Here is a 26152-nt window from a genome sequence, read left to right on the forward strand (position 1 = left end):
TAAGGTTTTCATTCAGGCTATGATAAAAAGCATCAGATAGAGAGAAATGCATGATGAACGGGAGGTGGCACGATGGGCAAAATATGGCTTGTCGGTGCAGGTCCGGGGGATCCGGATTTAATTACGGTAAAAGGGTTACGGGCAATACAGGAGGCAGATGTGATTTTATATGACCGCTTAATCAGCATGGAGCTTCTTGGCCATGCCAAAGAAGGAGCCGAGCTTCTTTTTTGCGGAAAGCTGCCAGACCGTCATTTTGTCCAGCAGGAAAACATTAACGAGCTTCTCGTTGAGCATGCCAAGCAGGGCAAGCAGGTCGTCCGGCTAAAAGGCGGCGATCCATACGTATTTGGCCGTGGCGGCGAGGAAGCGGCGTTTGCTGTACAAAACGGCGTGGACTTTGAAGTGATTCCAGGTATCACATCTGGTATCGCAGCGCCTGCGTATGCCGGTATTCCTGTAACTCATCGTGATTACGGCGCATCTTTTGCCATCGTAACCGGCCACCGCAAAGAAGGCGCAGATGAAGAAACAAAATGGGCGTCTCTTGCAAAAGGAATTGATACGATTGCCATTTATATGGGTGTCAAAAACCTTCCTTATATTCAGGAAAAATTAATTCGCTACGGAAAATCTCCCGAAACACCGGCAGCTCTAATTCATTGGGGAACAACGGAAAAGCAGCAGACGGTAACAGGCACACTCGAAAACATTTATAATGTTGCACAAGAAGAAGGGATTACCAATCCAAGCATGATCGTCATTGGTGAAGTGGTGAAAATGCGAGGAGAATTGCAATGGTTTAATGAAAATGCGAAAAAGGTACAGGGGGGTGCAAAAGGATGAAAGCAGTTCTTTACATTTGTCATGGAACACGCATAAAAGAAGGCGCTAAGCAGGCGGCAGATTTTATACGCGAAACCATGCCGCTTGTTGACATGCCCATCCAGGAGATTTGCTACCTTGAGCTTTCGGCCCCTTCCATTGAAGAAGGGCTTCGTACCTGTGTGGAAAGAGGAGCAACGGATATCACTGCGATTCCGTTTCTCCTCCTGACAGCAGGGCATGCAAAAGAAGATATCCCAGAAGAGCTTGCAAAAGCAGCCAAGCTTTTCCCTGACGTTGCGATTCGTTATGGACGCCCGCTGGGTGTACAGGAACAAATTATCGATGTATTAATCGACCGGATGAAAGAAGCCGCACCGATTTCAGCGAATGCGTCGGTTCTGCTTGTAGGACGGGGAAGCAGTGATCCGGCAACAAAAGAAGACTTCGGTTACATTCTCGATCTTTTTCAATCTAAAACCAAGTTAACTGATGTGACTATTGGTTATATGGCAGCTTGTGAACCTTCTTTTGAAGACGCTCTTCGCCAGGCGGTAGACAGGCAGCCTCGTCAGCTGTTTATTGTCCCTTATCTGCTTTTTACCGGTATATTAACGAAAACGATGGAACGAGCTGTGAAAAAACTGAATTCAACCAGCGAGATTCACCTTTGCCGCCATCTCGGGTATGACCCGGTTATTGGCCGTATTTTAGCACAGCGTGTAGCAGAAGCTGCCCAATCGGAGCCTGTATGTTTCCCATCATGATTGACTTGAGCGGACAAAAGGTTGTAATTGCGGGCGGCGGTCCGATCGCTTTTCACAAAACCGAGAATTTACTTCGATTCGGTATACGCCCGCATATTGTCAGCCCCGATTTTCACCCGTCTATTGAACAATTGGCTCTTGAAGAAAAAGTAGTGCTTCGTCGTAAGAAAGTCGAGTGGAGCGATCTTGAGGATGCCTTTTTAATTATGCTTGTCACAGACGACAAGCAGGCAAATGCCAAAATGGCTGAGCTTGCTGTCCATCATGGAAAACTCGTTGTCCATGCAGAGCATAATGATCTTGGCAATGCACAGATTCCTGCTGTCATGATGCGTGGAAAGCTTATGATCAGTGTGTCTACAAGCGGCGCAAGCCCATCTCTCTCTACTCAAATCCGTAATCAGCTGGAAGAAGAATTTGACGAACGTTATGAAGCGTATGTAGATTTTTTGTATGAGGTCCGTCAGTATATTAAACGGCATATTCCTGAACGTCCTGAACGGCGAAAGTGGCTGAAGAGGGCAGTAGAGAATGATTATTTGGAATATCCAGAGAAAAGAAAACAATACATGGCGGATCTTAAAGAGGAGTATCCCACCTTGTAGACTACAGGAGGAACGGTATGGAACGTTTTATCATTTTTGCACTCGTCGGGCTTGCTGCCCAGCTTGTGGACGGGGCCCTTGGAATGGGCTACGGCCTGACATCAACAACGTTGCTTTTATCTGCGGGAATTGCTCCGGCCGTTGCCTCGGCTTCTGTTCATATGGCAGAGGTCGTGACAACGGCAGCATCGGGCATTAGTCACCGGAAATTTGGAAATGTCGATAAAGCCATGCTGAAAAAACTCATTATCCCTGGCTCTATTGGTGCGTTTGCCGGTGCAACTTTTCTAAGCAACTTGACGGGAGAATATGTACGTCTTTACGTTTCTACGTTCCTGCTTTGTCTCGGGCTGTTTATATTAGGCCGTTTCCTTTTATTAAAGAATGCACAAAAGCAAGCACCAAAAGCGCCAACGAATCGCTTTTTTATCCCTCTAGGCCTTATCGGCGGTTTTTTTGACGCCAGCGGAGGCGGAGGCTGGGGACCTATTGCAACACCAGCTTTACTTTCACAAAAAGGCATGGAGCCCCGAATCGCTATTGGGACAGTAGCGGCCAGTGAATTTGCTGTTGCAATGTCCGCCACAATTGGATTCATGATTTCACTTGGCCCTGACAAAATTAACTGGCTGTGGGCAGGGGCCATTATGCTTGGCGGTATTATCGCAGCGCCTATTGCTGCCTATATTGTGAAAAGCCTGCCAACACGCGTGTTAGCGGTTATTGTAAGCGGCATGCTGATTTTCACAAATTTAAATGCCATTTTTAAATATACGGATATCCCTGGTTCAGCCCAATCGGCGGTATTTATTGCGCTCGTTATGATTTGGGTTCCACTAACGGTTTATATGGTTCGGAAAGAAAAGCAAATCGCCCGCAGTGAACAAAAAAGAGTATCTTAAAAACAAGGCCTGTCACAGGTCTTGTTTTTTTATAACCAAATCAGAAAAATCGGGTATACTAAAAGTAAACAAAGGAGGGAGCTACATGAAAATTCAGTTTGCTGCACTGGAGTCGTTTGTCAATGAAAAACGTCCTTCGGTGAACGCACAGCTGTATGCAGCTCAAAAAAGCAGTCCTTCCATTAAACGATCCCGCATTCGTTCTAAAGGGGAATCGGAGGCGCTTACCGCTCTTGTTTTGGCCAAAAAACAACGGGCTGTTCAGGAAGGCACTTTTGTTATTAAAGAATCGGGGAAGATTTATTTTGATGCCTATTGATGCCTTACGCGCCCAATTAGAGACTTTAAAGCAGCTGCCGATCCGTGAGCGCATGTTTGAATTTGCGGGCCTTGTAACGGAATATATGAGTGCATTCAGCATTAAGCCTGTAGTCGTCGGCGGGCTGGCGGTAGAACTATATACGTTAAACCATTACACGACACACGATATTGATTTTATTTCCAGTGGATGGGAGCAATTCAACAAGCTGCTGACAGATGAATTGGCGTTTAAGCGGACAGCGCGCGAATGGTACCATGAAGAGCTTGAAATTGCCATTGAAATCCCTTCCAGTGATCTGGAAGGCAGCGCGGAGAAAGTGGTTGAAATCGAATTAAAAAGCGGCCGCAGCATTTTTGTGATTGCTGTAGAAGATATTATTATACACAGACTTGAATCGGTGCTCGTCTCCAATGTCCAGTTTCCTGAAGACCATGAAGATTATCAATGGGCATACCGAATGTTTTTGCTGCACAAAGATGATTTAATCGACCACGAGTACTTAAAACAAGAATCGCTTAAAACAAAAACAAATAAATGGATCCAGGACTGGATAAAAACTGAAACGTAAAATTTCTCTTTTTTCTCATTGTTACAAGTTTACTTATAGAATGAGAAAAAAGATATTCGACTTTCTATAATAAATATTATGTTAACTTAAAAATAAAAAAACAAAACAAGCCTTTTATATATTTCCCCTTTTTTCCTTCCTTTCACTTCATATCCAGCTTTTACTTATCAAACAGTTTTCGTTCGATTTTATCCTCATATTGCTTAAACATGGCGGAATTCGTTTTAATCCTTCTTTTAGACAGCAGCTGATTGTAACGAAGCCTTTTTTCATTCAGCTGCTCGTTTAACGACCGTACCTGGTCTGGGTCGCCACAATTGCTTACTAACCGTTCGAGCTCGCGGATATCCTGGCGCAAATGAGCATCTTCCTGTGTAAAACCAGCATTTTTCAGCATTCTTGCAGCCATTCGCATTTCCGGCGGCAGTGATGCAAATTCATCCTTCGGCAGCGGTTTTCCAGCACCTGGCAGGCGGTCAAATGCGCCTTCCTCCATCGCTTTCTTGATCCGTTCTTCAGCAATCCGGAATGAATCCATTTTTATTCCTCCATTTTCAATTGAGTGATGTTTATTATAGCAGATCCGAAACAAAATACCGGAAATAAGTCCTTTTTCAACTTGGCAGTGCTTTACATATAGCTCTTTGTAAAACAGTTTTATAGACATATTTTCACGAAAGAATCTACTAAGAATTTTCATTTTGTACAAACAAAGGCGAAAACTGTTGAATTTTTTGTGACACTGTCGTGAAAATATTGTTTTTTGCGGCTAATAGGATTAGCATAGAGAGTGGTGAAAAGATCGTTACAACTAGGTTTATCTACTGAAAACAAGCAATTGTGAAGTTGTTAACATTCTTTACGCTTTGAACTACGGAACTACATAAGAAAGGGGTACAGCATGAAAAAGAAATGGTTGTTATTATCAGCGATTTTCACTATTGCTACAGTGCTTGCAGGATGCGAAAATCCGCTAATGGTACTTGATCCAAAAGGGCCGAATGCCAAAACGCTATCTGACACCATTATTATGTCAATCATTGTGATGTGCGGTATTTTATTTGTTGTTTACGTGTTGTATGCGTACATGCTTATCAAGTATCGGGCGTCCAAAATGGGAGAGGATTACGAGCCTCCTCACGAACATGGGAGCACAAAACTAGAAATTATTTGGACGGTTATTCCGATCATAATTGTTGTGTTTTTGTCCGTTATTACAGTTCAATCAACAAGTAAAGTAGAAAGCAAGCCGGTTGGCTATGAAAATGAAGAGCCGCTTGTTATCTATGCAGCATCGTCTAACTGGAAATGGCATTTCAGCTATCCAGAGGAAGGCATTGAAACAGTTAACTATGTAAACCTTCCGGTAGATCGTCCAGTAGAGTTCCGTTTGTATTCATACGGACCAATCACAAGCTTCTGGATTCCACAGCTGGCTGGTCAGAAGTACGCGATGAGCGCCCACGTTACGAAGATTCATATGGCAGCAGATGTGCCGGGATCATACATGGGCCGTAACTCAAACTTCAATGGTCAAGGTTACGCTCAAATGGAATTTGAAGCACAAGCAATGACACAAGCGGATTATGACGAATGGGTAAATGACGTCAAAACAACAGCACCAAAGCTGACTGACGCTGATTACGACAAGCTGCTTGAAACAGATTTCGTAGGCCGCAAATCGTACTCGTCTACTCACCTTGAGTTTAACCCGCCGCCAGAAGGACAGCATCACGGAACACCTAACACAGAAGAAGATGCAGACAAAACGGCTCCTTCTTCAGAGCCACACACCCATCCGAACCACACTGAGTGATGGACACAACAATGAAAGGAGACACTTAACATGGAGTCGCATGAGCAACAATTTCTCATTCTTAACGAACCCATGATCGTCGGAGCGATGATCAGTATTGTGGTCGGTGCGCTATCCCTTTTTATTGGGATAACCTACTTTAAAAAGTGGGGTTACTTATGGCGTGAATGGATCACAACGGTTGACCATAAAAAAATCGGCGTTATGTACATCTTAGTCGCCCTTGTAATGCTATTCCGTGGAGGCGTTGACGCCCTCCTTATGCGCGGACAAACAGCGATGCCGGAAAACGGCCTGCTTGATGCGCAGCATTACAACGAAATCTTTACAACACACGGCGTTATCATGATCCTCTTTATGGCGATGCCATTTATCATTGGATTAATGAACGTTGTCACACCACTTCAAATTGGTGCACGTGACGTAGCATTCCCACGCCTGAACTCCGTCAGCTTCTGGCTGTTCGCGGTTGGGACAGGCTTGTTTAACATTTCATTTATCATCGGGGGATCACCGGATGCCGGCTGGTCTGCTTACTTCCCGCTGGCGAGCTTGGAATTCAGCCCGACAGTCGGAAACAACTATTACGCAATTTCCCTGCAAATTGCAGGTCTTGGTACATTGGCGACAGGGATTAACTTCCTTGTAACGATTTTGAAAATGCGTGCACCAGGCATGACATTAATGAAAATGCCAATGTTTACTTGGTCTATCTTGATCACAAACGTTATCATCGTGTTCGCGTTCCCTGTTTTAACAGTAGCACTTGCATTGATGACAATGGACCGTCAGTTTGGCACGAAGTTTTTCGCCATGCAGGACGGCGGAATGGACATGCTCTGGGCTAACCTTTTCTGGGTTTGGGGACATCCTGAAGTATATATCGTTATCCTTCCTGCTTTCGGTATTTACAGTGAAATTATTTCAACGTTTGCACGTAAAAACTTGTATGGCTACAAATCAATGGTTATTAGTATGGTGGCGATTTCCCTTCTTTCTTTCGTTGTTTGGGCGCACCACTTTTACACAATGGGCCACGGCGTTATGGTCAACAGCGTATTCTCCATCACAACGATGCTGATTGCCGTTCCAACCGGTGTGAAAATATTCAACTGGCTGCTTACCCTTCATAAAGGGAAAATTAGTTTTACGACACCAATGCTTTATTCGCTTGCATTTATTCCGATTTTCACAATCGGTGGTGTTACTGGGGTTATGCTTGCGATGGCAAGTGCCGATTACCAGTACCACAACACAATGTTCCTAGTGGCGCATTTCCACTATGTATTGATTCCCGGTACGGTATTCGCCGTTATTGCCGGCTTCCATTTCTGGTTCCCGAAAGTCTTCGGTTTCCGTTTAAATGAAAAGCTTGGAAAACTTGCTTTCTGGTTTATTACAATCAGCTTTAACGTGGCGTTCTTCCCGCTGTTCATTCTTGGACTAAACGGTATGACTCGCCGTATGTACACATATTCTGAAAGCACTGGCTACGGCCCGCTTAACATGCTTTCATTCCTTGGCGCGGTTGGCTTGGGGATCGGCTTTATCATCCTCGTGTATAACTTGTACTGGAGTATCCGTTACAGCCCGCGCGATGAAACAGGCGATCCATGGGATGCCCGCTCTCTTGAATGGGCAACACACGGTCCTGTACCGTTCTACAACTTTGCACGCATTCCACAAGTGAACGAGCTTGATGCATTCTGGTTTGCGAAGAAACACAACAAACCGCTTTGGAGCGGCCCAATTGAAAAGATTCACATGCCAAACAACAGCGGCATGCCGTTCCTTATGAGTGGTGCGTTTTTCGGTGCTGGCTTCTGCCTCGTATTCAGCTGGTGGATCCCGACCATTATTTTCACAATCTTGATCTTTGTCTTTATGGCCCTTCGTTCATTTGAACAAGATCACGGCTACTACGTTTCTGTCGAAGAAGTTGAACGGATAGAACGGGAACTTGGAGGTGAAAAATAATGAAAATTGATGAATCGCTGCCGCTTGAATACAGTACAGAAGAAAACCGGCTGAAGATTCTCGGCTTCTGGATTTTCCTTGGCGCCGAGATCGCCCTTTTCTCCACGCTGTTCGCAGTTTACTTTACGCTTCATAACGGCCACGGCGATGGACCGAGCGCAGAGGAACTGTTTAAAATTACGCCGGTTATGATCGAAACGGTTTTGCTTTTAACAAGTAGTTTCACGATTGGTCTTGGTATCCATGCGATGCGTCTTGGCTTGAAAAAAGCGATGATGACTTTCTTTGTGATCACCCTTGTCCTCGGCCTTGGATTCCTTGGTACAGAGATTTATGAGTTTGTAGAATATATCCATGAAGGTGCCACGATTCAAACAAGCGCCTTTACATCAAGCTTGATGACATTGCTTGGCACGCACGGTGCGCACGTAACGTTCGGCTTTTTCTGGGGAGTAGCAATCCTTATTCAAGTAGCAAAACGCGGCTTGACACCGGAAACAGCGAACAAATCGTTTATCTTCTCGCTTTACTGGCACTTCCTAGACGTTGTCTGGATCTTTATCTTCAGCTTCGTTTATTTGAAAGGAATGATGTAAGATGATGAAGCAATTGTTCCCGAAGCAGCACGTGATGGGCTTTGTATTTTCAATGGTCCTCTCGATTGTTGCCTTGGCGGTTCTCGCTTTTGATATGTCATACAAGATGGGAATGGCAATCCTGCTTGTTACCGCTATTGCACAAGCCTTGGTTCAGCTTCTTCTCTTTATGCATATCGGGGAATCAGAAGACAAAAACACACTTTACACAAACATCATTTACGCTTTGTTTGTTGGTGTCGTAACGATCCTTGGAACATTGTTCACCATGATCTGGGGTTATATGTATTAAGAAAAAACCGGAGCAAATCGCTCCGGTTTTTTTATATCTTCTCGTACCTTGAACTTACTTTCTCTATTAAAACGAATACCAGCCATATGCCAAAGATCCACATCGAACTCACAAGGATGGTTGCACCGACAATGGACATCATGTACCCTTCGTTGTAACCGCTTGCAAAAAGACTCACAAGAAAGATTAATCCGCCAATAACACAGCCCGCGCCTGAGAAATACTTGATAAACGAAAGTATTTTCACTTGCTCTTCTGTCATTTTTTATCAGCTCCTTCTTACTATCTATTTTACGCAGGTTCACAAAATTGTCAAATATTTTTCGTTAAATGTTCAAATTTATTTCAAAAAGTGAACACAAAAAACAGGAAGAGGTAAATCTTCCCGACGGGTTATAATGTCTGAAGCCTTTTAAGCAAAGGTTTTTTCCAGCTTTCGGCCAGTTCTTCAAGATCAGCAAGCTTTTTGATTTCTTCTTGTGAAGATTCTTTTTTCTTCATAGTCTGGTTGGCTTCTTCAACCGTTATAGCAGCTGGATGAATGTGTATACGTTCCAGGCGGCTTTCTGCCCCTACCTTTCCTTCTGTTAAAACGCGAAAGTAAAAGCCTGTATAGCCTGTTTCATCCACCAGGGAAACAAGCGTTGGTTCATTATAGCGCGCAGCCAGTTTAAAACACGGCTGCCGCGGCTGGCTGATTTGCACTACCGCTTCACCAAGCTGAAAAATGTCCCCGATATGGACGTCTGTTTCAAGCAGTCCGGCTGCTGTAATATTCTCACCGAACGCAGCTTGTGGAAGCGGCCTGCCCAGTGTTTCCGCCCAGTATATATAGTGTTCATACGGGTATACGCAAACTGCTTTGTCTTCCCCGCCATGATGAACAAGATCTGCCTGTCCATCTCCTTCGAATCCTGTTTTCGATAAAAAAATGGCCTGTTGCACAGGTGCTTTTTGAATGCCGGATTGAACAATTTTTTTTCCATACGGCAAATCAGCTGGTTTTCCGACATTAACAGATAGAACTTTCATGTATATCCCTCCCTAAAAATAATCAGGAATCGGCTCCTGCAGTATGCGCTCATATAAAAACGGAGCTGCCCGGACCATACATAAGCCATGAGCATGATGCTGATAAGCAGGAGGCAGCGCTTGAAAGCCAAGCTTCTCATAATAAGCTGTGTCGATTTCGCTGTAAAGCATAAACGCAGCAGCTGGGTGCTTGTCCATGCATTGTGTAAGAAGAGCTGTACCAAGCCCCTGTCCCCTGAAACCAGGTTCAACAACAACAGAGCCAATGCCGTACAAGTAAGGGCGCAGCCGAAGCAGCATTAAGGAGGCCGTAATCTCCCTATTCGCGCCTTCTAATACATAACGGGTACCATATGCTTCTTCTTTTTGATTGTCTTCTATGTACTCAGCAAGCGACCGTCCTTTGGGCCATTCCCGGTGCCCAAGCTCATAAAGTTTTTGCCGTTCTTCTGGCAGTGCTTCACGCAGCAGCATTTCTTCTTTCCTCCTTTCTTTTCCATCGTACAAAAAAACCGTCCCCAAACGCAAGGACGGTTTTTTGTTCTTTAGACGCCTACAGGCTGCATTGCTGGCGAATATGCCTGCTGAATGATTTTCATATCCGCTTCAGCCAGCTGCGGTACTTGATAATAGCCATGTTTATTTTGATAAATCGAAATTTCATATGCCATTTCGATGCAGTTCGGAAGAGAATCCGCTAAAACGCGGCGGACAACCGGGTTTGTTGCTTCAAGAGCCGCCATTGTTTTAAAGGATGCTGCTGATTTCATAGCACCGAGCATAAAAGTTGAAATCACCTGATCATTAATTTCATTTTCCGACCCAATCGGGGCTACAGGCTGTTTTGATTGAAGACCGTAGTCGAAGTTATTGTCCTGCTTCATTTTATAGCTTTGTGTTGGGACAGCAGGATCTTTCCCGGAACGGAAACAGTCAAGTGTCGTATTGTATTCCTGCTCGATAAATGTGTACTGGCGGTTTAGGATATCAAGCAGTTCTGAATCCTTTACCATTGGGCGCAGCATCGTATATTTGTTTAGTGTGCTGACAGCCATAGAGAGTACTTCATGAACATCAAGCATTTCGTGTGCGCCATGGTTAAATTGCGGTGAAGTCATCCAAATCGCCTCCTGAATAAAGTGTGATGCTCAAATAGTGTGTGGCATCCACCTCGATTTATTCAAAAATGAGCATGGTTGATGTTGTCACTTGCGACCTGAACGTGTAAAAATGGTATATATTAAAATAAAAGATCCAAACTAAAGGAGTATGCCTTATGAATAAAAAAGATCTTGAAGACCACATTATAAATCAATACAAACAGGATGAGCATATGATGGTGCTTGTGTTTGCGCAGTGGTGTGTAAACCACGACCTTGATCCAGCCGACTTATATAAGCGTGCGTATCCAAGCCAAAAGAAGAACGATGTGTTAAACCAGGCAGTCGAATTAACCGTGCCGAAAGAAGAAGCCGGCCATATTTCGGATGAAACCCTTCTGAATGTCTTATCTCTTTATGGCAACGACGACCTTGCTTTTGTGGTAAGCGAGGAAATGAGAAAACGCGCGAAAAAACCGGATTGAGTTACTCAATCCGGTCCTTACTTATGTTAACCCTGACTCGGGGCGCCAGGTTGTCCGGTTATCATCTTCGATAATGCCGAGTGTCACATCACTGATTTCGCTTTCCTCTAAAAGCCGATTTTTTACGCGGAATTTAATGTCATCGGCTTCGGCAAGGGAAAGGCCTTTTCGAAGCTCTATCACCCCATCTACATGATAAAAGCGGCCTTCCTGTATAATACGCAGGTGGTGGATATCGACTGTATCTTCATCCTGTAAAATGGCATTGGCTGTTTTTTGTTCAATTTCAACCGGTGCCGCTACGCCAATTAAGCCAATCATATTATCGTATCCAACACGAAATGCTACACCTACCATTAATAAACCGATCAAAATGGTAATCACGCCATCCGCGGCCAAAATGCCAAAAAACTGAGCAAGCGTAATACCAATAATCGCTAAAATCGCCCCGGAAGTAGCTACAAGATCCTCATAAAAAACAAGCCGGGTTGCCGGCGATGCTTTACCAACGTTTTTAAATGCCTGTATAAAAACATTTCCTTTTTTCTCTACACGTGCTTCCTCTAAAATTTCCTTCATAGCTTTAAACAAAATAAAGCCATCAATGATAACCGCGGCTAAAAGAACCACCACATTGAGCCAGAATTCCGTTGCCTGCTCAGGATGCTGAAGAAGCTTCCAGCCTTTTAAAATGGTCTCATATGCCATAATCGAAACGACAATCACGGCAATCATACAAAAGATATTCACCAGCCGGCCAAATCCTGTTGGAAATCTTTTTGAAGGCCGCATTTCAGCCAGTGCGCTTCCGAAATAAACAAATCCTTGATTAATGGCGTCTGCCAGTGAATGCATGGCAGAAGCAAACATCGTTCCGCTTCCGCTAAAAGCAGCGGCAATAAATTTTAAAACCGCTAACACCGTATTGCCCAGTGCTGCAATACCCGATGACGTGTTTCCTTTTCGCATTAAAGAACCAATTCCCATAAGCCGCCTCCTTTTTTCTATATCTATACCCGATAAAAAGGATACCTACTCTTGAAAAATAAACAGCACACTTCCATCCTTTCTTCTTTAAAGAAATAATTTTTACATACATACAAAAGCAAGCCGCTGCCGCTGCAAAATCGAAAACCAATTTCCCTGCATTCTTTTTTTCATATCCCCACCATTCTCATAAGTTAACATCTGTATACGAGCTTTTGATGAAAAAGAAGGGCCATTCTGAAAGAACCAAGCCTTCATTCTTTTAAAAAGGACAGCGTTTGAACGGGGTTCCTTAAGGCAATAGGTAAGAAATAAAGAGCTTTGAAAAGAAAGAAGGGATGGTATGTTTTTTTGGTGGAGTTTCTTTTTGGCCATTGGCTTGGCCCTGCTTCACTTTTTTTCAAAAAATATGGCGTTTCTGTCAGTGAAGCCGCGCAGCCGGTTTCTTTCTATTGCTGGCGGAATTGCCGTCGCGTACGTGTTTATTCATCTTCTTCCCGAATTACACCGTTACCAAAACGAAATCGAAGAAGAAATAAAACAGGGTGTGCTTGGCTATATAGATAACCATATTCTGTTCGTTTCCCTGCTGGGCCTTGTCGTTTTTTATGGATTGGAACGCCTCGTGAAAGTGTCCAAACGGAAAGGAGCAGGCAGAGAAGTGAATAAATCTTCTGCCGGTGTATTTTGGCTTCATATGGCTTCATTTTTTCTTTATAACATGGTGATTGGCTATCTTTTAATTCGTGAAGAGTATGAGAGTATTGGGGGCATGTTGTTTTTCTTTTTAGCCATGGGTGTTCACTTTGTTATTAATGACCACAGTCTCCGTGAAGCCCATGAAGCTGTGTATGATCGATATGGAAGGCTGCTTTTAACAGCTGCTATCCTGATCGGATGGTGCATCGGCGCCGTAGCAGAGGTGAATGAATTAATCATTTCGCTCCTTGTTGCCTTTATTGCTGGAGGCGTGATTTTAAACGTAATGAAAGAAGAGCTGCCGGAGGAAAGAGAAAGCAGCTTCGGTGCTTTCAGCATTGGGATCGCGGCGTATACTGCGCTTTTACTGCTCATTTAAGGAAGCAAAGCGGCCGGGCCATTTCTTATGGACGTGATCCAGGCGGACACAAAAAAAAGCCGGGTCTTCCCGGCTTTTTATTTTACGATATTTGCTTTTTCCAGCGTGTTCATCATACTTTGTATGTAGCTTGCCTGCTGCTTTCTTGCCTGTTCTTCCTTACTGCTTGTACTAAAAGCAGCGTACATTGCGACCTCGTCATTCACAGCGTCCTTTAGTTCTTCCCACATTTTTTTGTAATCCATTTTCGAACCACCTTTTGTATGGTAATAAACTGTTAACTTATTTTATAACGGACGCCCTTATGCTCGCAATCCCTTTTTACTGTTTATGCCAGATTTCCTTCCTTTTTTTATAAAAATGCTCGTTAAAATAAGCTTTCTTAGCGGGTGTCAGCCGCTTCCCAGGGGTGGATAATTGGGTGTATTTTTCGATTAGAGTTTGAGAAAAGGGAAAGGTACATACAGAACTCTGTACCATTCGTCCAATATCCTTCTTTCCCGTCTTATTCTTTTTGGTAAAAATAAGAAAAAAGAAGCTGTACGCTATAAAGCTGCTTTCCTTTCTAGGAAAGCAGCTTTATTGGGTTCAGCCTCTGCCCGCTTGAAAACCGGGATACTTCGTCATGCCTCCGTCCGCAAAAAGCGTGATGCCTGTTACGTAGCTTGATTCTGAAGAAGCAAGCCAGGCGGCGGCAGCCGCGATTTCTTCCGGTTTTCCAATATAACCCATTGGAATGAGAGATTCGACGTCTGCTTTTGCCTTCGGATCCGAAAACTTCTCGGCATTAATCGGCGTATCAATTGCTCCAGGTCCGATACTGTTCACACGGATGCCTTTCGGGGCATATTCAAGCGCTAATGTCTGCGTCAGCATGTTCACGCCGCCTTTACTAGCCGCATAATGGACAAAATGCGGCCATGGAATCACTTCATGAACGCTGGACATATTAATGACATTTCCTTTAATCCCGTGATCGAGCATATAAGAGATGGCTTCACGGCAGCCGAGAAACATTCCGGTTAAATTGGTGTCTATGACTTTGTTCCAATCATCCAGGCTCAGCTTTTCGGATGGAACCTCATTTTCAATTCCGGCGTTGTTAATCATGATATCAACAGAGCCGAACGCTTCTGATGTTTTTGTAATCAAGGCTTTTACATCCTGCTCCTTTGACACATCTCCCTGCAGCCAAATCGCTTCCCCGCCCGCTTGCTGTACTTCCTGGGCTACTTTTTTCCCGTCTTCTTCATTTTGATAATAATTTACTGCTACCTTCGCGCCTTCACGTCCAAAGCGGACAGCCATCGCCCGGCCCAGCCCTGAAGAAGCGCCGGTAATCACCACTGCTTTTCCTTTTAAGTCAGGATACATGCTTCTTCCTCCTTTAGTGATATTATGTTTTTGTAAAACCGACGAGCACACCACCGGCTGCGATAAGCAGGCAGCCCGCTAGTACAAGGACAAGCTGTTTTTTCGTTTTCTTTTCTCCTAACAGAAAAATGCCGCCCAGTGTTGAGATAATGACACCCGTTTGAGACAAGGAGAAGCTGGTGGCCACGCCGATCCGGGGTACGGATAAAAGCAGTCCGAGATTGCCGATGCCCCAAAGAATGCCAGACAAAGTATTGCGTAAAGCATATTTGTTAAAGGGCTTATGTTTAAGCGTCAGCAGCACGGCTCCGATAAACATACCGATTGCTTGAGGCAGAATAGCGGCCCAGCTGTCGATGTTAAACCAGCGGATAATCACAACGTAGAGCAGGTAGCCCGCTGTCGAAATGAGCAGCAGAAGCAGCCCTTTTCGCCGGCTGCCCGATCTTTTGCTTGGGTCTTCTCCGCCTCCTGTAATCGATGTCAGTACGACCCCTGTGATAATCAGTACGATCGATATAATCCCTAGTAAAACCGCTGTAGCAGTCGTCCACTCTTTAAAGACAATAACGCCAAAAAGAGTCGTAGCGGCCAGCTGCATACCAGTAGAAATCGGAACGGCTTTTGAAACGCCAAGATGCGGTACACTGCCGAGCTGGTTTTTCTGGCCAACTGCCCAGAAAAGGCCGGAAACAACCCCCGCCATCCAAGCGGTTGTATTCACAAAAGGCTGGGCCCACAGATACATACCAAAAGCAAAAACAAGCGCCCCAATGGTAATGCCGAGAGTCTGACTATGAGAATCGCCGCCTAATTTTACGCTCACCAATACGATACTTCCCCATGTCAAAGCAGGAAGAAGTGCAATTAAAATCGTTATCATTCTAAGTCCCTCAGTTCTTCTGTTGTTGGACACCTACAGGTTATGAGCGTTCTATCTATACAGAAGATAGCTTTTGTCCAATGCAAAACGATTATACGCAAAAAAAACGCTTAGTCTTAAACTAAGCGTAATCGGCAGAACCATATTATTATGAAAGCGTATACAAAATCCTATAAAGAGTAGGACCCTTGCTATGCACCGGCGGTTCAGGCGTGCCGTTGATCTGATGTTTCATCATTCATAACCTGCTCAGCCCGGCCAATATAGTGCACACCCTCCATCAACTGCGAAGCATCACAAATTAAATGAACCAGTGTTTCTTTTTTCGTCCATGCAATTAAATCATTCGCCAGAATAGGCTTTTGGCACTTGCTGCAGCACCAATTTATGTTTCGATTCATTTTGTTCACGCACCCTTTTTTTCTTTCTATCATACCGTCCCATGAAAGAAAAGCGTGTCAAACGACAACCGATTTTTTTGGCATGTTTTGTCGAGTTCTTTTCCTTTGTTCTACATCGCCATACGGACACATTACCTTCGTGATACATATGATGAAGAGCAGGATTTAAATTTAATGGGCGGAGGGGAAGCAATATGTATCCATACTGGCATCCTTATTACGGTTTTTATGGCATGATGCCTTACGAAGCTGTCCCAGCTAACGTGATCAGCGCGCAGGGGCAGCCAGACAGATTAGGACGTCGCTGGATTGTTCAAGAAGGTGCTTGGCGGGCCGTCTGGACGCGGCGTGGAAACAGTAACGTGTTTGATGGAAGATGGTCATTGGCAGGTCAGCCGGATATCACAGCCGTTTTAACCATTTATACAGCTGGATCTTTTGTTTTTGTGCTGCGCCGAAACAGCAGCGATGGGAATAACTGCAATTATACAGGGAACTTCGGTGCTGACGGACGGACGGTAAGCGGACAATTTATTTGTAACCGCGGCGGCGGCACGTGGAGTGCCGTAATTGAACGGCGTCAGCAGCCCGATGACCGGGACCGGCTCGGCCGGAGATGGGATGAGCAGGAAGGCGCCTGGCGCGGGGTATGGACACGTCGCGGGAACAGCAACATTTTTGATGCAAGATGGACACAGCCCGGTCAAACGCCTGTTACCGCCGTTTTAACGATTACGCTGCAAGGAAACAACGTCCGCATTCAAAGACGAAACAGCAGCGACGGAAACAACTGTGACTACAGAGGCACACTGTCTGCAGACGGCAGAACAGCTTCCGGCCAATTCACCTGTGACCGCGGCGGCGGTAGCTGGAGCGCTACGATTACCCGATAATACAAGAAGGCTTCCGGATAACCGGAAGCCTTTTGATTATTCGCCTGCTTTTTCTGCTAAGTATTCCCATCTTTCCATCATGTGGTCAAGCTTTTCTTTGAGTTCTGTTTCTTCTGCCATTAACAGATTTAATTTCTCAAAATCACTGCCAGCAGTAGCCATTTCCTCTGAGATCGCTGCCAGCCGCTGCTCTGCGGCTTCCATGTCATCCTCAATCGTTTCCCATTCGCGTGTTTCCGAATACGACATTTTCTTTTTTCGTTCCGGGCGCGGCGGTGCAGCCGCCATTTTTGGCTTCGCTTCTTCAACGGGTGCCTCCTGCTTTTCTTCCAGAAACTCAGAGTAGCTTCCGTAGTAAAAATCGACGGTACCCTGTCCTTTGAAAACAAGCAGCTGGTGACACACTTTATCAAGGAAGTAGCGGTCATGGGATACCGTTGCCACCACGCCGGAAAAGTTTTCCAGGTAGTCTTCTAAAATCGTCAGGGTCTGCGTGTCGAGATCATTCGTTGGTTCGTCTAGTAAAAGCACGTTTGGTGCGGACATTAAAATATTTAATAAATAAAGGCGCCGCTTTTCCCCGCCTGAAAGCTTTCGGATCAATGTGCCATGCGTATGCATAGGGAACAAAAACTTTTCCAGCATCTGTGCAGCTGAAACGAAGCTGCCGTCTTTAAGCTGAATCGATTCGGCTGTTTCCCGAATGTACTCGATCATCCGCATGTTTTCGTCCATGTCTTCGTTTTCCTGTGTATAGTAGCCGATTTTCACAGTCTGCCCCTGATCCAGACTACCGGCATCTACCGTCTCCCGGCCTGCAATAATATTAAGGAGTGTTGATTTCCCGCTGCCGTTGCGTCCGACAATTCCAATCCGGTCCCCCCGCTTAAACAAAAAGGAAAAGTCGGTTAAAATCGCCTGGCTGTCAAAAGATTTTTGAATGTTTTGAAGCTCGAGTACTTTTTTGCCAAGACGGGCGCCGCCAAGGTCCATTTGAAGGGATTCGCTGCTGTGCTTCTGTTTCACTTCCGCATCCAGGACTTCAAAGCGCTGAATACGGGCTTTTTGTTTGGTTGTGCGGGCTTTGGCCCCTTTGCGCATCCAGGCAAGCTCTTTTTTAAACAAGCTTTCTTTTTTGCCCTGCTCAAGCGTCTCGTTTTCTTCCCGAATAGCTTTCGCTTCAAGAAAGTCTGCATAATTTCCTTTGTACTCATACAACTTTCCGCGCTCAAGCTCCCAAATTTTATCCGCGACGGCATCGAGAAAATACCGGTCATGCGTGACAAACAGCACCGCTTTCTGCGATTTCTTCAAGTATTCCTGAAGCCATTTAATACTGTCATAGTCCAAGTGGTTCGTCGGCTCATCCAAAATAAGCAGATCAGGTGTTTCAATGAGCGTTTTAGCAAGAGCAGCCCGCTTTTTCTGGCCGCCGGACAGTTCAGACAGCTTTTGTCCAAAATTCGGCAGGCCCAGCTTTGTTAAGATCGTTTTGGCTTCCGCGCTTGTATCCCATGCGCCCAGGTCATCCATTCGCTGCTGCTGCTTCATAAGCTCTTGCTGCACCGATTCGTCTTCGGCATTTTCCTGCAGCCGAAGAAGCGCCCGCTCATACTCTTTAATCGCCGAAAAAACCGGTGATTGGCTGGCATATAAATAATCCATAATGGTCATGTTCTCATCAAAATCCGGATTTTGAGACAAGTAGGAAATCGAATAGTCATTCGGATGGTCCTTTTTTCCTTCGTCCCAGTCATCCAGGCCGGCAATCACGTTTAAAAGTGTTGTTTTGCCAGTTCCATTGATACCGAGAATACCAATTTTATCTCCTTCTGTGATCGAAAAAGAAATATGCTGAAACAGCTCTTTTTCCCCTACTGTTTTTGTTACGCCTTCCATTGTAAAAACGTTCATGGTTTTCCCCTTTTCATGCTGGTCTTTTTTCATTTTACCATTCTTCCCTGTATAATGGACCCGAGGTGGTTGAATTGGTTAAAACGATTTTGCTCTCCGGCTACAAAAGCCATGAGCTTGGCATATGGGATCAAAAACACCCCGGCATTTCCGTGATCAAACTTGCACTTGAGGGGCGGCTGCGTACGCTTCTTGACGAAGGGCTCCAATGGGTGATTATCGGCGGACAGCCCGGCGTGGAGCTGTGGGGAGCGGAAGTGGTTTTTTCCTTGAAAGAAGAGTTTCCGGACTTAAAGCTCGGTGTTCTAACCCCTTTTTTAGAGCAGGAGAAAAATTGGAAGGAAGAACGGCAGGATTACTATAACAGCATTATCGACCAGGCCGATTTTGTAGATGCCGTGTCTAAAAAGCCGTACATAGGGCCCTGGCAGTTCAAAGCGAGAGATGAATTTTCACTCGACAATACAGACGCGCTTCTGCTCGTTTATGATGAAGAAAGAGAAGGGTCGCCCAAGTTTTTAAAAGCAGCAGCAGATAAACGGACGGAACGAGGCGATTACGCGGTTTTCATAATCACGATGTATGACCTGCAGACAGCAGCGGAAGAGCTGCAGGAGCGGGAGCGTACCGACTTTTATTAAATCGGCAGAATGCTTCATATAAAAAGGAACCTGAGGCAGGTTCCTTTTTTGATTGCATCGTTTTATTCGTATTCCACTGTAATATGAGCGGCAGCGGCCTCTGCCTGTTTACGCGCTTTCTCAACCGTTTCAGCACTGTTTAGCACAACAGCCATGCGGCGGCCTTTTTTTGTTTCCGGCTTTCCAAACACACGCACCTGCGTGTCGGGTGCCGCCAGTGCTTTTTCAACCCCTTTAATTTCATAAGAAGACTGCTCTTCCCATGCTTTGATCGTACGGCTGGCACCAGGTGAAAGAAGACGGATACCTGGAATCGGAAAACCAAGGACAGCCCGGATGTGGATGGCAAACTCAGACAAATCCTGGGTTACCATGGTCACCATTCCTGTATCGTGCGGACGCGGTGATACCTCGCTAAAGTAAATACCGTTTTCGGTAATAAACAGCTCTACGCCAAATAAGCCATAACCGCCAAGCGCGTCTGTTATTTTTTGAGCAATTGCTTCTGCTTCTGCGATCTGGCTCTCCGTCATGTTATGCGGCTGCCATGATTCGATATAATCGCCGTCTTCTTGAATATGGCCGATTGGCGCACAGAAGCTTGTGCCGGAAACGGAACGGACGGTTAACAATGTAATTTCGGATTCAAACGTAATAAACTCTTCTACAATGACCCGTGTTTTTTTCGCCCGTCCTCCTTCAAGCGCAATATTCCAGGAAGACTCTATCTCTTCTTTTGAGCGGCAGACGCTTTGTCCTTTGCCGGATGAACTCATTATCGGCTTAATCACACACGGTGTACCGATCGTCTCTACCGCTTCTTGCAGTTCTTCAAGCGTATTGGCAAAAGCATATTTTGCAGTAGGCAGTCCCAGTGTTTCGCTGGCAAGACGGCGGATTCCTTCGCGGTCCATCGTTAAATTTGCGGCTTTCGCTGTTGGCACAACATGATACCCTTCTTCCTCCAGCTCGATTAGTGTCTCAGTCGCAATAGCTTCAATTTCTGGAATAATAAAGTCGGGTTTTTCCTGTTCAATTAACGCACGCAGCGCTGCCCCGTCCAGCATATTGATTACATGGGAGGAATGAGCGACCTGCATGGCGGGCGCCTGCGCGTAACGGTCTACCGCAATCGTTTTTACGCCAAGCCGGTGTGCTTCAATCACCACTTCTTTACCCAATTCTCCCGACCCGAGCATCATAATCGTTTTTGTTTTTAATCCAGTCATCTTCATATTCTCCTTAACATCCGCCATTGGTGGCTTTTTCTCTTCTTTTTCTGTTTCCGAATCCATTATAACACGCAAATAACGAACATATTAATCTGATTTACAATAAATTATTCGTATGACGGAACACGTTAACTTTTTAAAAAAGAGGGAAAACAGAAAACAGAATAAGAAAGCGGGTGACGGAATGATACAGAGCGATACAAATACATGCCTGTTATGTGAAAACGAGCAATCTTTAATACCAATCAAACAGCACTTTATGTGCAGCGAATGCCTGGATGAAGGAAATGACTGGCGGCTGGCACAATGGGAATCGTGGTTTCAAAAGCGGATCAGCCGGTATTTGCATTTATGCCATAAATGCTTAAAAACGGATGATATCGAAGCAGTTCATCAAGCCCGGATAACAGGAAGAAAGATCCTGGCTTTACTCCAGTTTTTAAACGTACCTAAAAATCATTCTGTTATAAAAGTGTTAAAAAACATCCATTCTTTGCTTAACCCCGTGCGTGAAGCCGATGTGTTTTTAGAGGCATTTGAGAGCCGAAACCATAAGGTTCACCAGCAGCTTTTTAAAAAGGTCCGCAAAAAACGAAAAAAGCTGCAAAAAAAGCTGCAGCAAAGCCTGCCTCCATTAATTAAAAAAGCGAGCCGCCGGCTGTCAGCTTTTGCTGCAGAGGAACTGCCTTTTTACGCATTATCCATTGACCCAGAGGCCCAGATCCTTTTGTTTGAAAACCAATTCAACGAGAAAATTGAGCGATACAAGCAGTCCGTGGACGCGTATGGGAAACGAGCACCTGGATCCATTAAAGCGCTTCACAAAGTACGAATTCAATCTAAAGCGCTCCGCTACATGTACGCAGAGCTCGGCAGCTTGCTGGGACAGGTCTTTTCAAAAAAAGAAAAGCATTATAAGGATATTCAAAGCCAGTTTGGCGAGATTAACGATGTGCAGGAATGGCTGAATAAGCTGGACCGTTACAAAAACAAGCTGGGTGCATCCAAAGAAGAAGTGGCTGCTGTCGAAAAAAAGTGGCAGAACCGATTAAAAGTGCTTCTCGAGGAAGTGGAACTTATACTCATAGAAAACCGGGCAGGCTAATGTATGCCAATCCTGCCGCACATTGAAATAATGATAAAAAAGCCGCCTATTGGCGGCTTTTTTATCATCGCTTATTTCGTATACGGGCAACTTCATCCGCCACAAACTGTACATTCGTGCCGACAATGACTTGAATACTGTTTGGGCCTACAATATGGGTGCCCGGCACACCGGTTGATTTGATTTTTGCTTCGTCTACTGCTTTCATATCTCTGACTTCAACGCGCAGACGGGTCACACAGTTATCAATGGAAGCAACATTGGCGTCACCGCCCAGCCCTTCGTAAATGACGGCTGCCATTTTCACGAATCGGCTGCCTGAAGCAGTATCTTCAATTTGTGCTGTTTCTTCTTCTCGTCCCGGTGTTTTTAAATCAAACTTTTGAATTAAAAACCGGAACATAATGTAATAAATCAGACCAAAGACAAGACCCTGTAAAAGCAGCATATACGGCATATTGGCGAGCGGCAGCCTTGAACTGAGTATAAAATCAACAAGCCCTGCACTAAAGCCGAATCCTGCGGTCCAGTGGAAAAACGCAGCTACAGCAAGAGACAGCCCAGTCAATGCCGCATGCACGACATATAGCGCTGGTGCTAAAAACATAAAGGAGAATTCCAGCGGTTCTGTCACACCGGTGAAAAAGGACGCGAATCCAGCCGCAAGCAATAGAGATGCAGCCTGCTTTTTACGCTTCGTTTTGGCTGTATGATACATCGCCAGCGCCGCAGCCGGAAGACCGAACATCATCACCGGGAAAAATCCTGCCTGGTACATGCCAGTTACGCCTTTTTCACCAGTTCCGGACCAAAAATTGCCGATATCATTAATCCCTGCTACATCAAACCAGAAAACAGAGTTTAAAGCGTGGTGAAGACCGGTTGGAATCAGGAGACGGTTGAAAAAGCCGTACAAGCCGGCACCAATAAAATCAAGCTTACTGATCGCTGTTCCAAATGAGACGAGTGCTGTGAAGATAACAGGCCAGACAAAAAACAATACACCGGAGATAACAAGCATCGCTACCGCCGTCATAATCGGCACGAGACGTTTGCCGCTGAAAAAAGCAAGCGCATCATGAAGCTGCACATGACTAAACCGGTTATACATCACAGAAGCCACAATACCCGATAAAATACCGATAAACTGATTCCCGATTTTTTCAAATGCCGCATTGACGTTTTCAGGGTCCGTCCCTTGTAGCATGGCCACCGAATCGGTTGACAGGAGTGTAGTGACTACGAGATAAGCAACCAGCCCGCTTAGCGCTGCCGATCCATCTTTGTCTTTTGACATGCCAAGCGCAACCCCGACTGCAAACAAAATCGCCATATTATCAATAATGGACGATCCCGCTTTAATTAAGAAAGCGGCGGCCGCATTGTCTGCTCCCCATCCGGCCGGATCAATCCAGTAGCCGATTCCCATCAAAATCGCGGCAGCCGGAAGTACAGCTACCGGCAGCATTAACGAACGGCCGATATTTTGCAGATATTTCATCATGAATATCCATCCCCCTTAAAAGTAAATTAGAAAACGGTTTCGTTAACAGCACTTTATCACGCTTAAAGTATAGATGTCTATACCAATTAAAGAAATTTTAAAAGTATAACCCCGTAAATTTTGAGACTAAAGCTGCTTATTGGTATAGACAACTAGTTTTTACTCCGTTACACTGAAAATAAACATATAAAAAATGAGGTGCTGTAAAATGAAGGAGTATATGATAAAAGGCGGCTCCGTTTATGCAGAGAACGAAGTATTTTCTCCCGGGTTTGTTCATATAACAAATGGGAAAATTGCTGCTGCAGGCCACTTGTCAGCGTGTCCATCTGACGTGCCGGCTGTTTCCACTTCTGCTGAGTCGATAATTCTGCCCGGAGCAGTTGACATTCATATTCACGGTGCAGCCGGTGCCGATACAATGGATGCCACACAAGCTTCCCTGCATAAAATGGCGGCATATCTTCCGTCCGAAGGCACAACCACTTTTTTAGCGACAACTATGACACAAGCAAAAGAAGCGATTGAACAAGCACTGGACTGCTTTTCGCATTACGAACAGAAGTCGGGTGAAGCAGAAATAGCCGGTATTCATTTAGAAGGACCTTTTATTTCCCCAAAACACCCCGGCGCCCAGCCGCGTGAAGCGATTCAGCAGCCAAATGTAGAGCAGTTTCAAAAATGGAATGCCCTATGCGGTGAAAAGATCCGCCTCGTTACACTGGCACCCGAAGAAAAATACGGAATGGACCTTGTCGCTTATTTAACACAATCAAGTGTTACCGCATCCGCCGGCCATACCGATGCTACATTTGATGAACTCTGCAGGGCGGCCGAAGCCGGACTGACCCATATCACCCACCTTTATAACGGAATGCGGGGCATGCACCACCGTGAACCCGGTACTGCCGGAGGTGCCTTGCTTCACAGCGGGCTTTATGTGGAAATGATCGTGGACGGCATTCATATCCATCCGCAGATGGTGCGTCTTGCCTTCGAACAAAAAACAGCGGACCGAACTATATTGATTACGGACTCTATGCGCGCTAAAGGCGTACCGGACGGAGAGTATGAGCTTGGCGGACAGGCGGTCACCGTTCAAAACGGAAGGGCTGTTCTTGAAGACGGTACCCTGGCCGGCAGCACGTTATCTATGCAGGGAGCCATTCAAAACATGCGGAAGTTTACGGACTGCACGATACGGGATATTGTTAAAATGACCGCCGAAAATCCAGCAAAGCAGGTACGGCTGTTTGAGCGAAAAGGAAGTATTGCACCAGGAAAAGATGCTGACCTTGTCGTGTACGATGAACAGTTTTGTGTACAAAAAACGATTTGCCGCGGCGTTGTGGCATTCGAAAAGGAGAGGGAAAAATGAAGATCATCCGTGTTCCCGATTATGAAGCGATGAGCAAACAAGCCGCAGATGTTTTAATAAAAAGAATCAAAGAGCTTCCCGCGCCTGTTATCGGATTGGCGACAGGCTCTACCCCAAAAGGGATGTATGAGCAGTTAATTTCTGCGCATCAAAATGAAGGCCTTTCCTTTCGGCATGTGACGACCTTTAATTTAGATGAGTATATCGGACTGCCGCCATCTGATCCGAACAGCTATCATTCTTTTATGCAGGAAACCTTTTTTCGGCATATTGATATCCCATTGGAAAATATCCATATACCTAATGGAGAAGCGGCTCTTTTAGAAAATGAGTGTACCCGGTATGAAGCGCTCATTGACAAAAAAGAAATCGATGTGCAGGTGCTCGGCATCGGCGAAAATGGACATATTGGCTTTAACGAGCCAGGCACATCTTTCGATCAAATCACCCATGTGACGACACTGACCCATTCTACCCGGCAGGCAAACGCCCGGTTTTTCCAATCAGCAGAAGCAGTGCCGAAGCAGGCGATTACAATGGGAATTGCGTCTATTATGAAAAGCCGCAAGATTCTTTTGCTTGCCTCAGGCTTGCGAAAAGCAGAAGCAGTCGCACGCTTGTTTTCAGGAAATATCTCAGAAGATTTCCCGGCGTCTGTACTACACCATCACCCATGTGTTACAATAATAGCAGATAATGAAGCGCTTTCATTGTCGAATATGAAAGGAAGAACGATATGATTGACAAACGCTCGCCTGTGCCAATTTACTATCAGCTTGAACATGTGATTCGTCAGCAAATCGATACGGGTGAATTACAGCCTGGTGACCTCATTCCTTCTGAACGGGAGTATGCCGAACAGCTTGATGTCAGCCGGATGACCGTACGGCAGGCCATTACAAACCTCGTGAACGAAGGACTGCTGTACCGGCAAAAAGGCCGCGGCACGTTTGTGGCAGAACAAAAATTAGAACAAAACCTTTCTGGACTCACGAGTTTTACCGAAGATATGAGAGCGCGGGGAATGGTCCCTGGCAGCACACTGCTTGCATTTGAAATTGTGCCGGCGGACAAAAAAGTAGCAGACCGGCTGTCGCTCGCTGAACATGCGCCTGTGTATGAAATCAAACGAATCCGGCTGGCCGATAAAGTGCCAATGGCTCTGGAGACCGTATACATGTCTGCCAACTTAATCAAAGGCTTAAGCGAAGCCATTATTACGACTTCTCTTTACCACTATATAGAAGAAGAACTCGGACTTGAGATTGGGCGCGCCGTTCAATCAATGGAGTCTGCGATCGTCAGCGAAGCAGAGCGGCCGCATCTGCTTGTGCCAAAAGGAGCGCCTGTTTTGCTGATTGAACGGCATACCTTCTTAAAAGACGGTACACCCCTTGAATATGTGAAGTCATCCTACCGCGCGGACCGCTACAAGTTCACGATCGACATAAACCGGTAAAGGAGCAGGATACGAT

Annotated in this window: 32 protein-coding genes; 18 read left to right on the forward strand and 14 right to left on the reverse strand. The window is 45.4% G+C overall.

Annotation, left to right across the window (positions count from 1 at the left end; translation table 11 throughout):
* Window positions 1-72: 72 nt before the first annotated feature.
* From cobA to RIN81_RS05385, 6 genes are all read left to right on the forward strand, one after another.
* The gene (gene cobA / locus RIN81_RS05360) at window positions 73-846 is read left to right on the forward strand and encodes a uroporphyrinogen-III C-methyltransferase (RefSeq protein ID WP_309088084.1); all 774 of its coding nucleotides are present in this window, start codon (window positions 73-75) and stop codon (window positions 844-846) included.
* Window positions 843-1592, forward strand: coding sequence for a sirohydrochlorin chelatase (locus RIN81_RS05365; RefSeq protein ID WP_309088086.1), 750 nt, complete (start codon window positions 843-845; stop codon window positions 1590-1592). The genes cobA and RIN81_RS05365 overlap by 4 nt, the downstream gene beginning before the upstream one ends.
* Window positions 1577-2197 carry a precorrin-2 dehydrogenase/sirohydrochlorin ferrochelatase family protein gene (locus RIN81_RS05370; protein ID WP_309088088.1) on the forward strand — a complete coding sequence of 207 codons (621 nt, stop codon included), beginning with the start codon at window positions 1577-1579 and terminating at the stop codon, window positions 2195-2197. The genes RIN81_RS05365 and RIN81_RS05370 overlap by 16 nt, the downstream gene beginning before the upstream one ends.
* Window positions 2198-2214: 17 nt before the next feature.
* Entirely contained in the window at window positions 2215-3099 is an 885-nt protein-coding gene (locus RIN81_RS05375; protein ID WP_309088090.1) for a sulfite exporter TauE/SafE family protein, read from the forward strand.
* 85 nt (window positions 3100-3184) lie between these two features.
* The gene (locus tag RIN81_RS05380; RefSeq protein ID WP_309088092.1) at window positions 3185-3418 is read left to right on the forward strand and encodes a hypothetical protein; all 234 of its coding nucleotides are present in this window, start codon (window positions 3185-3187) and stop codon (window positions 3416-3418) included.
* Complete coding sequence (locus RIN81_RS05385) at window positions 3405-3989, forward strand: hypothetical protein (RefSeq protein ID WP_309088094.1); 585 nt, start codon at window positions 3405-3407, stop codon at window positions 3987-3989. The genes RIN81_RS05380 and RIN81_RS05385 overlap by 14 nt, the downstream gene beginning before the upstream one ends.
* Before the next feature lie 160 nt (window positions 3990-4149).
* Here RIN81_RS05385 and RIN81_RS05390 read toward each other — a convergent pair whose 3' ends face one another.
* Window positions 4150-4527, reverse strand: a complete 378-nt coding sequence (locus RIN81_RS05390; RefSeq protein WP_309088096.1) for a DnaJ family domain-containing protein — start codon at window positions 4525-4527, stop codon at window positions 4150-4152.
* Between the two features lie 363 nt (window positions 4528-4890).
* On the opposite strand from RIN81_RS05390, the gene qoxA reads away from it, so the two are divergent.
* Genes qoxA through qoxD form a run of 4 tightly spaced genes read left to right on the forward strand, consistent with a single transcriptional unit; the run spans window position 4891 to window position 8670 of the window.
* Complete coding sequence (qoxA, locus tag RIN81_RS05395) at window positions 4891-5805, forward strand: cytochrome aa3 quinol oxidase subunit II (RefSeq protein ID WP_309088098.1); 915 nt, start codon at window positions 4891-4893, stop codon at window positions 5803-5805.
* Window positions 5806-5835: 30 nt separating this feature from the next.
* Window positions 5836-7782: a cytochrome aa3 quinol oxidase subunit I gene (gene qoxB / locus RIN81_RS05400; RefSeq protein ID WP_309088100.1), complete on the forward strand. Its 1947-nt coding sequence runs from the start codon at window positions 5836-5838 to the stop codon at window positions 7780-7782.
* Window positions 7782-8378, forward strand: coding sequence for a cytochrome aa3 quinol oxidase subunit III (gene qoxC, locus RIN81_RS05405; protein ID WP_242232920.1), 597 nt, complete (start codon window positions 7782-7784; stop codon window positions 8376-8378). The genes qoxB and qoxC overlap by 1 nt, the downstream gene beginning before the upstream one ends.
* A 4-nt stretch (window positions 8379-8382) precedes the next feature.
* The gene (gene qoxD / locus RIN81_RS05410; RefSeq protein WP_242233171.1) at window positions 8383-8670 is read left to right on the forward strand and encodes a cytochrome aa3 quinol oxidase subunit IV; all 288 of its coding nucleotides are present in this window, start codon (window positions 8383-8385) and stop codon (window positions 8668-8670) included.
* A gap of 31 nt (window positions 8671-8701) precedes the next feature.
* Here the strand turns inward: qoxD and RIN81_RS05415 are convergent, their stop codons facing one another.
* The 4 genes from RIN81_RS05415 to RIN81_RS05430 form a co-directional block, all read right to left on the reverse strand.
* Window positions 8702-8932: a hypothetical protein gene (locus RIN81_RS05415; protein ID WP_309088102.1), complete on the reverse strand. Its 231-nt coding sequence runs from the start codon at window positions 8930-8932 to the stop codon at window positions 8702-8704.
* A 131-nt stretch (window positions 8933-9063) separates the two neighbouring features.
* Window positions 9064-9702, reverse strand: a complete 639-nt coding sequence (locus tag RIN81_RS05420) for an MOSC domain-containing protein (RefSeq protein ID WP_309088104.1) — start codon at window positions 9700-9702, stop codon at window positions 9064-9066.
* Window positions 9703-9714: 12 nt separating this feature from the next.
* Complete coding sequence (locus RIN81_RS05425; RefSeq protein ID WP_309088106.1) at window positions 9715-10176, reverse strand: GNAT family N-acetyltransferase; 462 nt, start codon at window positions 10174-10176, stop codon at window positions 9715-9717.
* A 71-nt stretch (window positions 10177-10247) separates the two neighbouring features.
* Window positions 10248-10820, reverse strand: coding sequence for a spore coat protein (locus RIN81_RS05430; protein WP_309088108.1), 573 nt, complete (start codon window positions 10818-10820; stop codon window positions 10248-10250).
* A 158-nt stretch (window positions 10821-10978) separates the two neighbouring features.
* On the opposite strand from RIN81_RS05430, the gene RIN81_RS05435 reads away from it, so the two are divergent.
* Complete coding sequence (locus tag RIN81_RS05435; protein WP_309088110.1) at window positions 10979-11287, forward strand: hypothetical protein; 309 nt, start codon at window positions 10979-10981, stop codon at window positions 11285-11287.
* A 21-nt stretch (window positions 11288-11308) separates the two neighbouring features.
* Here RIN81_RS05435 and RIN81_RS05440 read toward each other — a convergent pair whose 3' ends face one another.
* Together RIN81_RS05440 and RIN81_RS05445 are read right to left on the reverse strand one after the other, a co-directional pair.
* The gene (locus RIN81_RS05440; protein WP_309088112.1) at window positions 11309-12274 is read right to left on the reverse strand and encodes a cation diffusion facilitator family transporter; all 966 of its coding nucleotides are present in this window, start codon (window positions 12272-12274) and stop codon (window positions 11309-11311) included.
* 102 nt (window positions 12275-12376) lie between these two features.
* Window positions 12377-12649 carry a hypothetical protein gene (locus RIN81_RS05445; RefSeq protein ID WP_309088114.1) on the reverse strand — a complete coding sequence of 91 codons (273 nt, stop codon included), beginning with the start codon at window positions 12647-12649 and terminating at the stop codon, window positions 12377-12379.
* On the opposite strand from RIN81_RS05445, the gene RIN81_RS05450 reads away from it, so the two are divergent.
* Window positions 12642-13352, forward strand: coding sequence for a hypothetical protein (locus RIN81_RS05450; RefSeq protein WP_309088116.1), 711 nt, complete (start codon window positions 12642-12644; stop codon window positions 13350-13352). The two genes, RIN81_RS05445 and RIN81_RS05450, sit on opposite strands and share 8 nt — an antisense overlap.
* Before the next feature lie 77 nt (window positions 13353-13429).
* On the opposite strand, the gene RIN81_RS05455 is transcribed toward RIN81_RS05450, so the two are convergent.
* From RIN81_RS05455 to RIN81_RS05470, 4 genes are all read right to left on the reverse strand, one after another.
* On the reverse strand, window positions 13430-13597 hold the full coding sequence (locus RIN81_RS05455) for a hypothetical protein (RefSeq protein ID WP_242232928.1): 168 nt from the start codon (window positions 13595-13597) through the stop codon (window positions 13430-13432).
* A gap of 343 nt (window positions 13598-13940) precedes the next feature.
* Complete coding sequence (locus RIN81_RS05460; protein WP_309088118.1) at window positions 13941-14726, reverse strand: glucose-1-dehydrogenase; 786 nt, start codon at window positions 14724-14726, stop codon at window positions 13941-13943.
* Window positions 14727-14748: 22 nt separating this feature from the next.
* On the reverse strand, window positions 14749-15606 hold the full coding sequence (locus RIN81_RS05465) for a GRP family sugar transporter (protein ID WP_242233172.1): 858 nt from the start codon (window positions 15604-15606) through the stop codon (window positions 14749-14751).
* A 209-nt stretch (window positions 15607-15815) separates the two neighbouring features.
* Window positions 15816-16010, reverse strand: coding sequence for a hypothetical protein (locus RIN81_RS05470; RefSeq protein ID WP_251272251.1), 195 nt, complete (start codon window positions 16008-16010; stop codon window positions 15816-15818).
* A 194-nt stretch (window positions 16011-16204) separates the two neighbouring features.
* Between RIN81_RS05470 and RIN81_RS05475 the strand changes: the two genes are divergently transcribed.
* Window positions 16205-16903 carry a hypothetical protein gene (locus tag RIN81_RS05475; RefSeq protein WP_309088120.1) on the forward strand — a complete coding sequence of 233 codons (699 nt, stop codon included), beginning with the start codon at window positions 16205-16207 and terminating at the stop codon, window positions 16901-16903.
* 36 nt (window positions 16904-16939) lie between these two features.
* Here the strand turns inward: RIN81_RS05475 and RIN81_RS05480 are convergent, their stop codons facing one another.
* On the reverse strand, window positions 16940-18817 hold the full coding sequence (locus RIN81_RS05480; protein ID WP_309088122.1) for an ABC-F family ATP-binding cassette domain-containing protein: 1878 nt from the start codon (window positions 18815-18817) through the stop codon (window positions 16940-16942).
* 74 nt (window positions 18818-18891) lie between these two features.
* Between RIN81_RS05480 and RIN81_RS05485 the strand changes: the two genes are divergently transcribed.
* The gene (locus RIN81_RS05485) at window positions 18892-19458 is read left to right on the forward strand and encodes an SLOG family protein (RefSeq protein WP_309088124.1); all 567 of its coding nucleotides are present in this window, start codon (window positions 18892-18894) and stop codon (window positions 19456-19458) included.
* Window positions 19459-19520: 62 nt separating this feature from the next.
* Here RIN81_RS05485 and purT read toward each other — a convergent pair whose 3' ends face one another.
* Window positions 19521-20687, reverse strand: coding sequence for a formate-dependent phosphoribosylglycinamide formyltransferase (gene purT, locus RIN81_RS05490; RefSeq protein WP_309088126.1), 1167 nt, complete (start codon window positions 20685-20687; stop codon window positions 19521-19523).
* Window positions 20688-20874: 187 nt separating this feature from the next.
* Here purT and RIN81_RS05495 point away from each other — a divergent pair, with 187 nt between their 5' ends.
* Complete coding sequence (locus RIN81_RS05495) at window positions 20875-21795, forward strand: CHAD domain-containing protein (protein ID WP_309088128.1); 921 nt, start codon at window positions 20875-20877, stop codon at window positions 21793-21795.
* A gap of 64 nt (window positions 21796-21859) precedes the next feature.
* On the opposite strand, the gene nagE is transcribed toward RIN81_RS05495, so the two are convergent.
* Window positions 21860-23299 (reverse strand): N-acetylglucosamine-specific PTS transporter subunit IIBC, encoded by a 1440-nt coding sequence (nagE, locus tag RIN81_RS05500; RefSeq protein WP_309088131.1) that lies wholly within the window; start codon window positions 23297-23299, stop codon window positions 21860-21862.
* Window positions 23300-23507: 208 nt separating this feature from the next.
* Here nagE and nagA point away from each other — a divergent pair, with 208 nt between their 5' ends.
* From nagA to RIN81_RS05515, 3 genes are read left to right on the forward strand one after another with little or no spacing between them, the layout of a single operon-like run.
* Window positions 23508-24677, forward strand: a complete 1170-nt coding sequence (gene nagA, locus RIN81_RS05505) for an N-acetylglucosamine-6-phosphate deacetylase (RefSeq protein WP_309088133.1) — start codon at window positions 23508-23510, stop codon at window positions 24675-24677.
* Window positions 24674-25417 carry a glucosamine-6-phosphate deaminase gene (nagB, locus tag RIN81_RS05510; RefSeq protein WP_309088135.1) on the forward strand — a complete coding sequence of 248 codons (744 nt, stop codon included), beginning with the start codon at window positions 24674-24676 and terminating at the stop codon, window positions 25415-25417. Before nagA ends, nagB begins: the two co-directional genes overlap by 4 nt.
* Window positions 25414-26136 (forward strand): GntR family transcriptional regulator, encoded by a 723-nt coding sequence (locus RIN81_RS05515; protein WP_309088137.1) that lies wholly within the window; start codon window positions 25414-25416, stop codon window positions 26134-26136. Before nagB ends, RIN81_RS05515 begins: the two co-directional genes overlap by 4 nt.
* Window positions 26137-26152 lie beyond the last annotated feature (16 nt).

This window comes from Domibacillus sp., assembly GCF_031181085.1.
In the GTDB taxonomy this organism is placed as follows: Bacteria; Bacillota; Bacilli; order Bacillales; family Domibacillaceae; genus Domibacillus.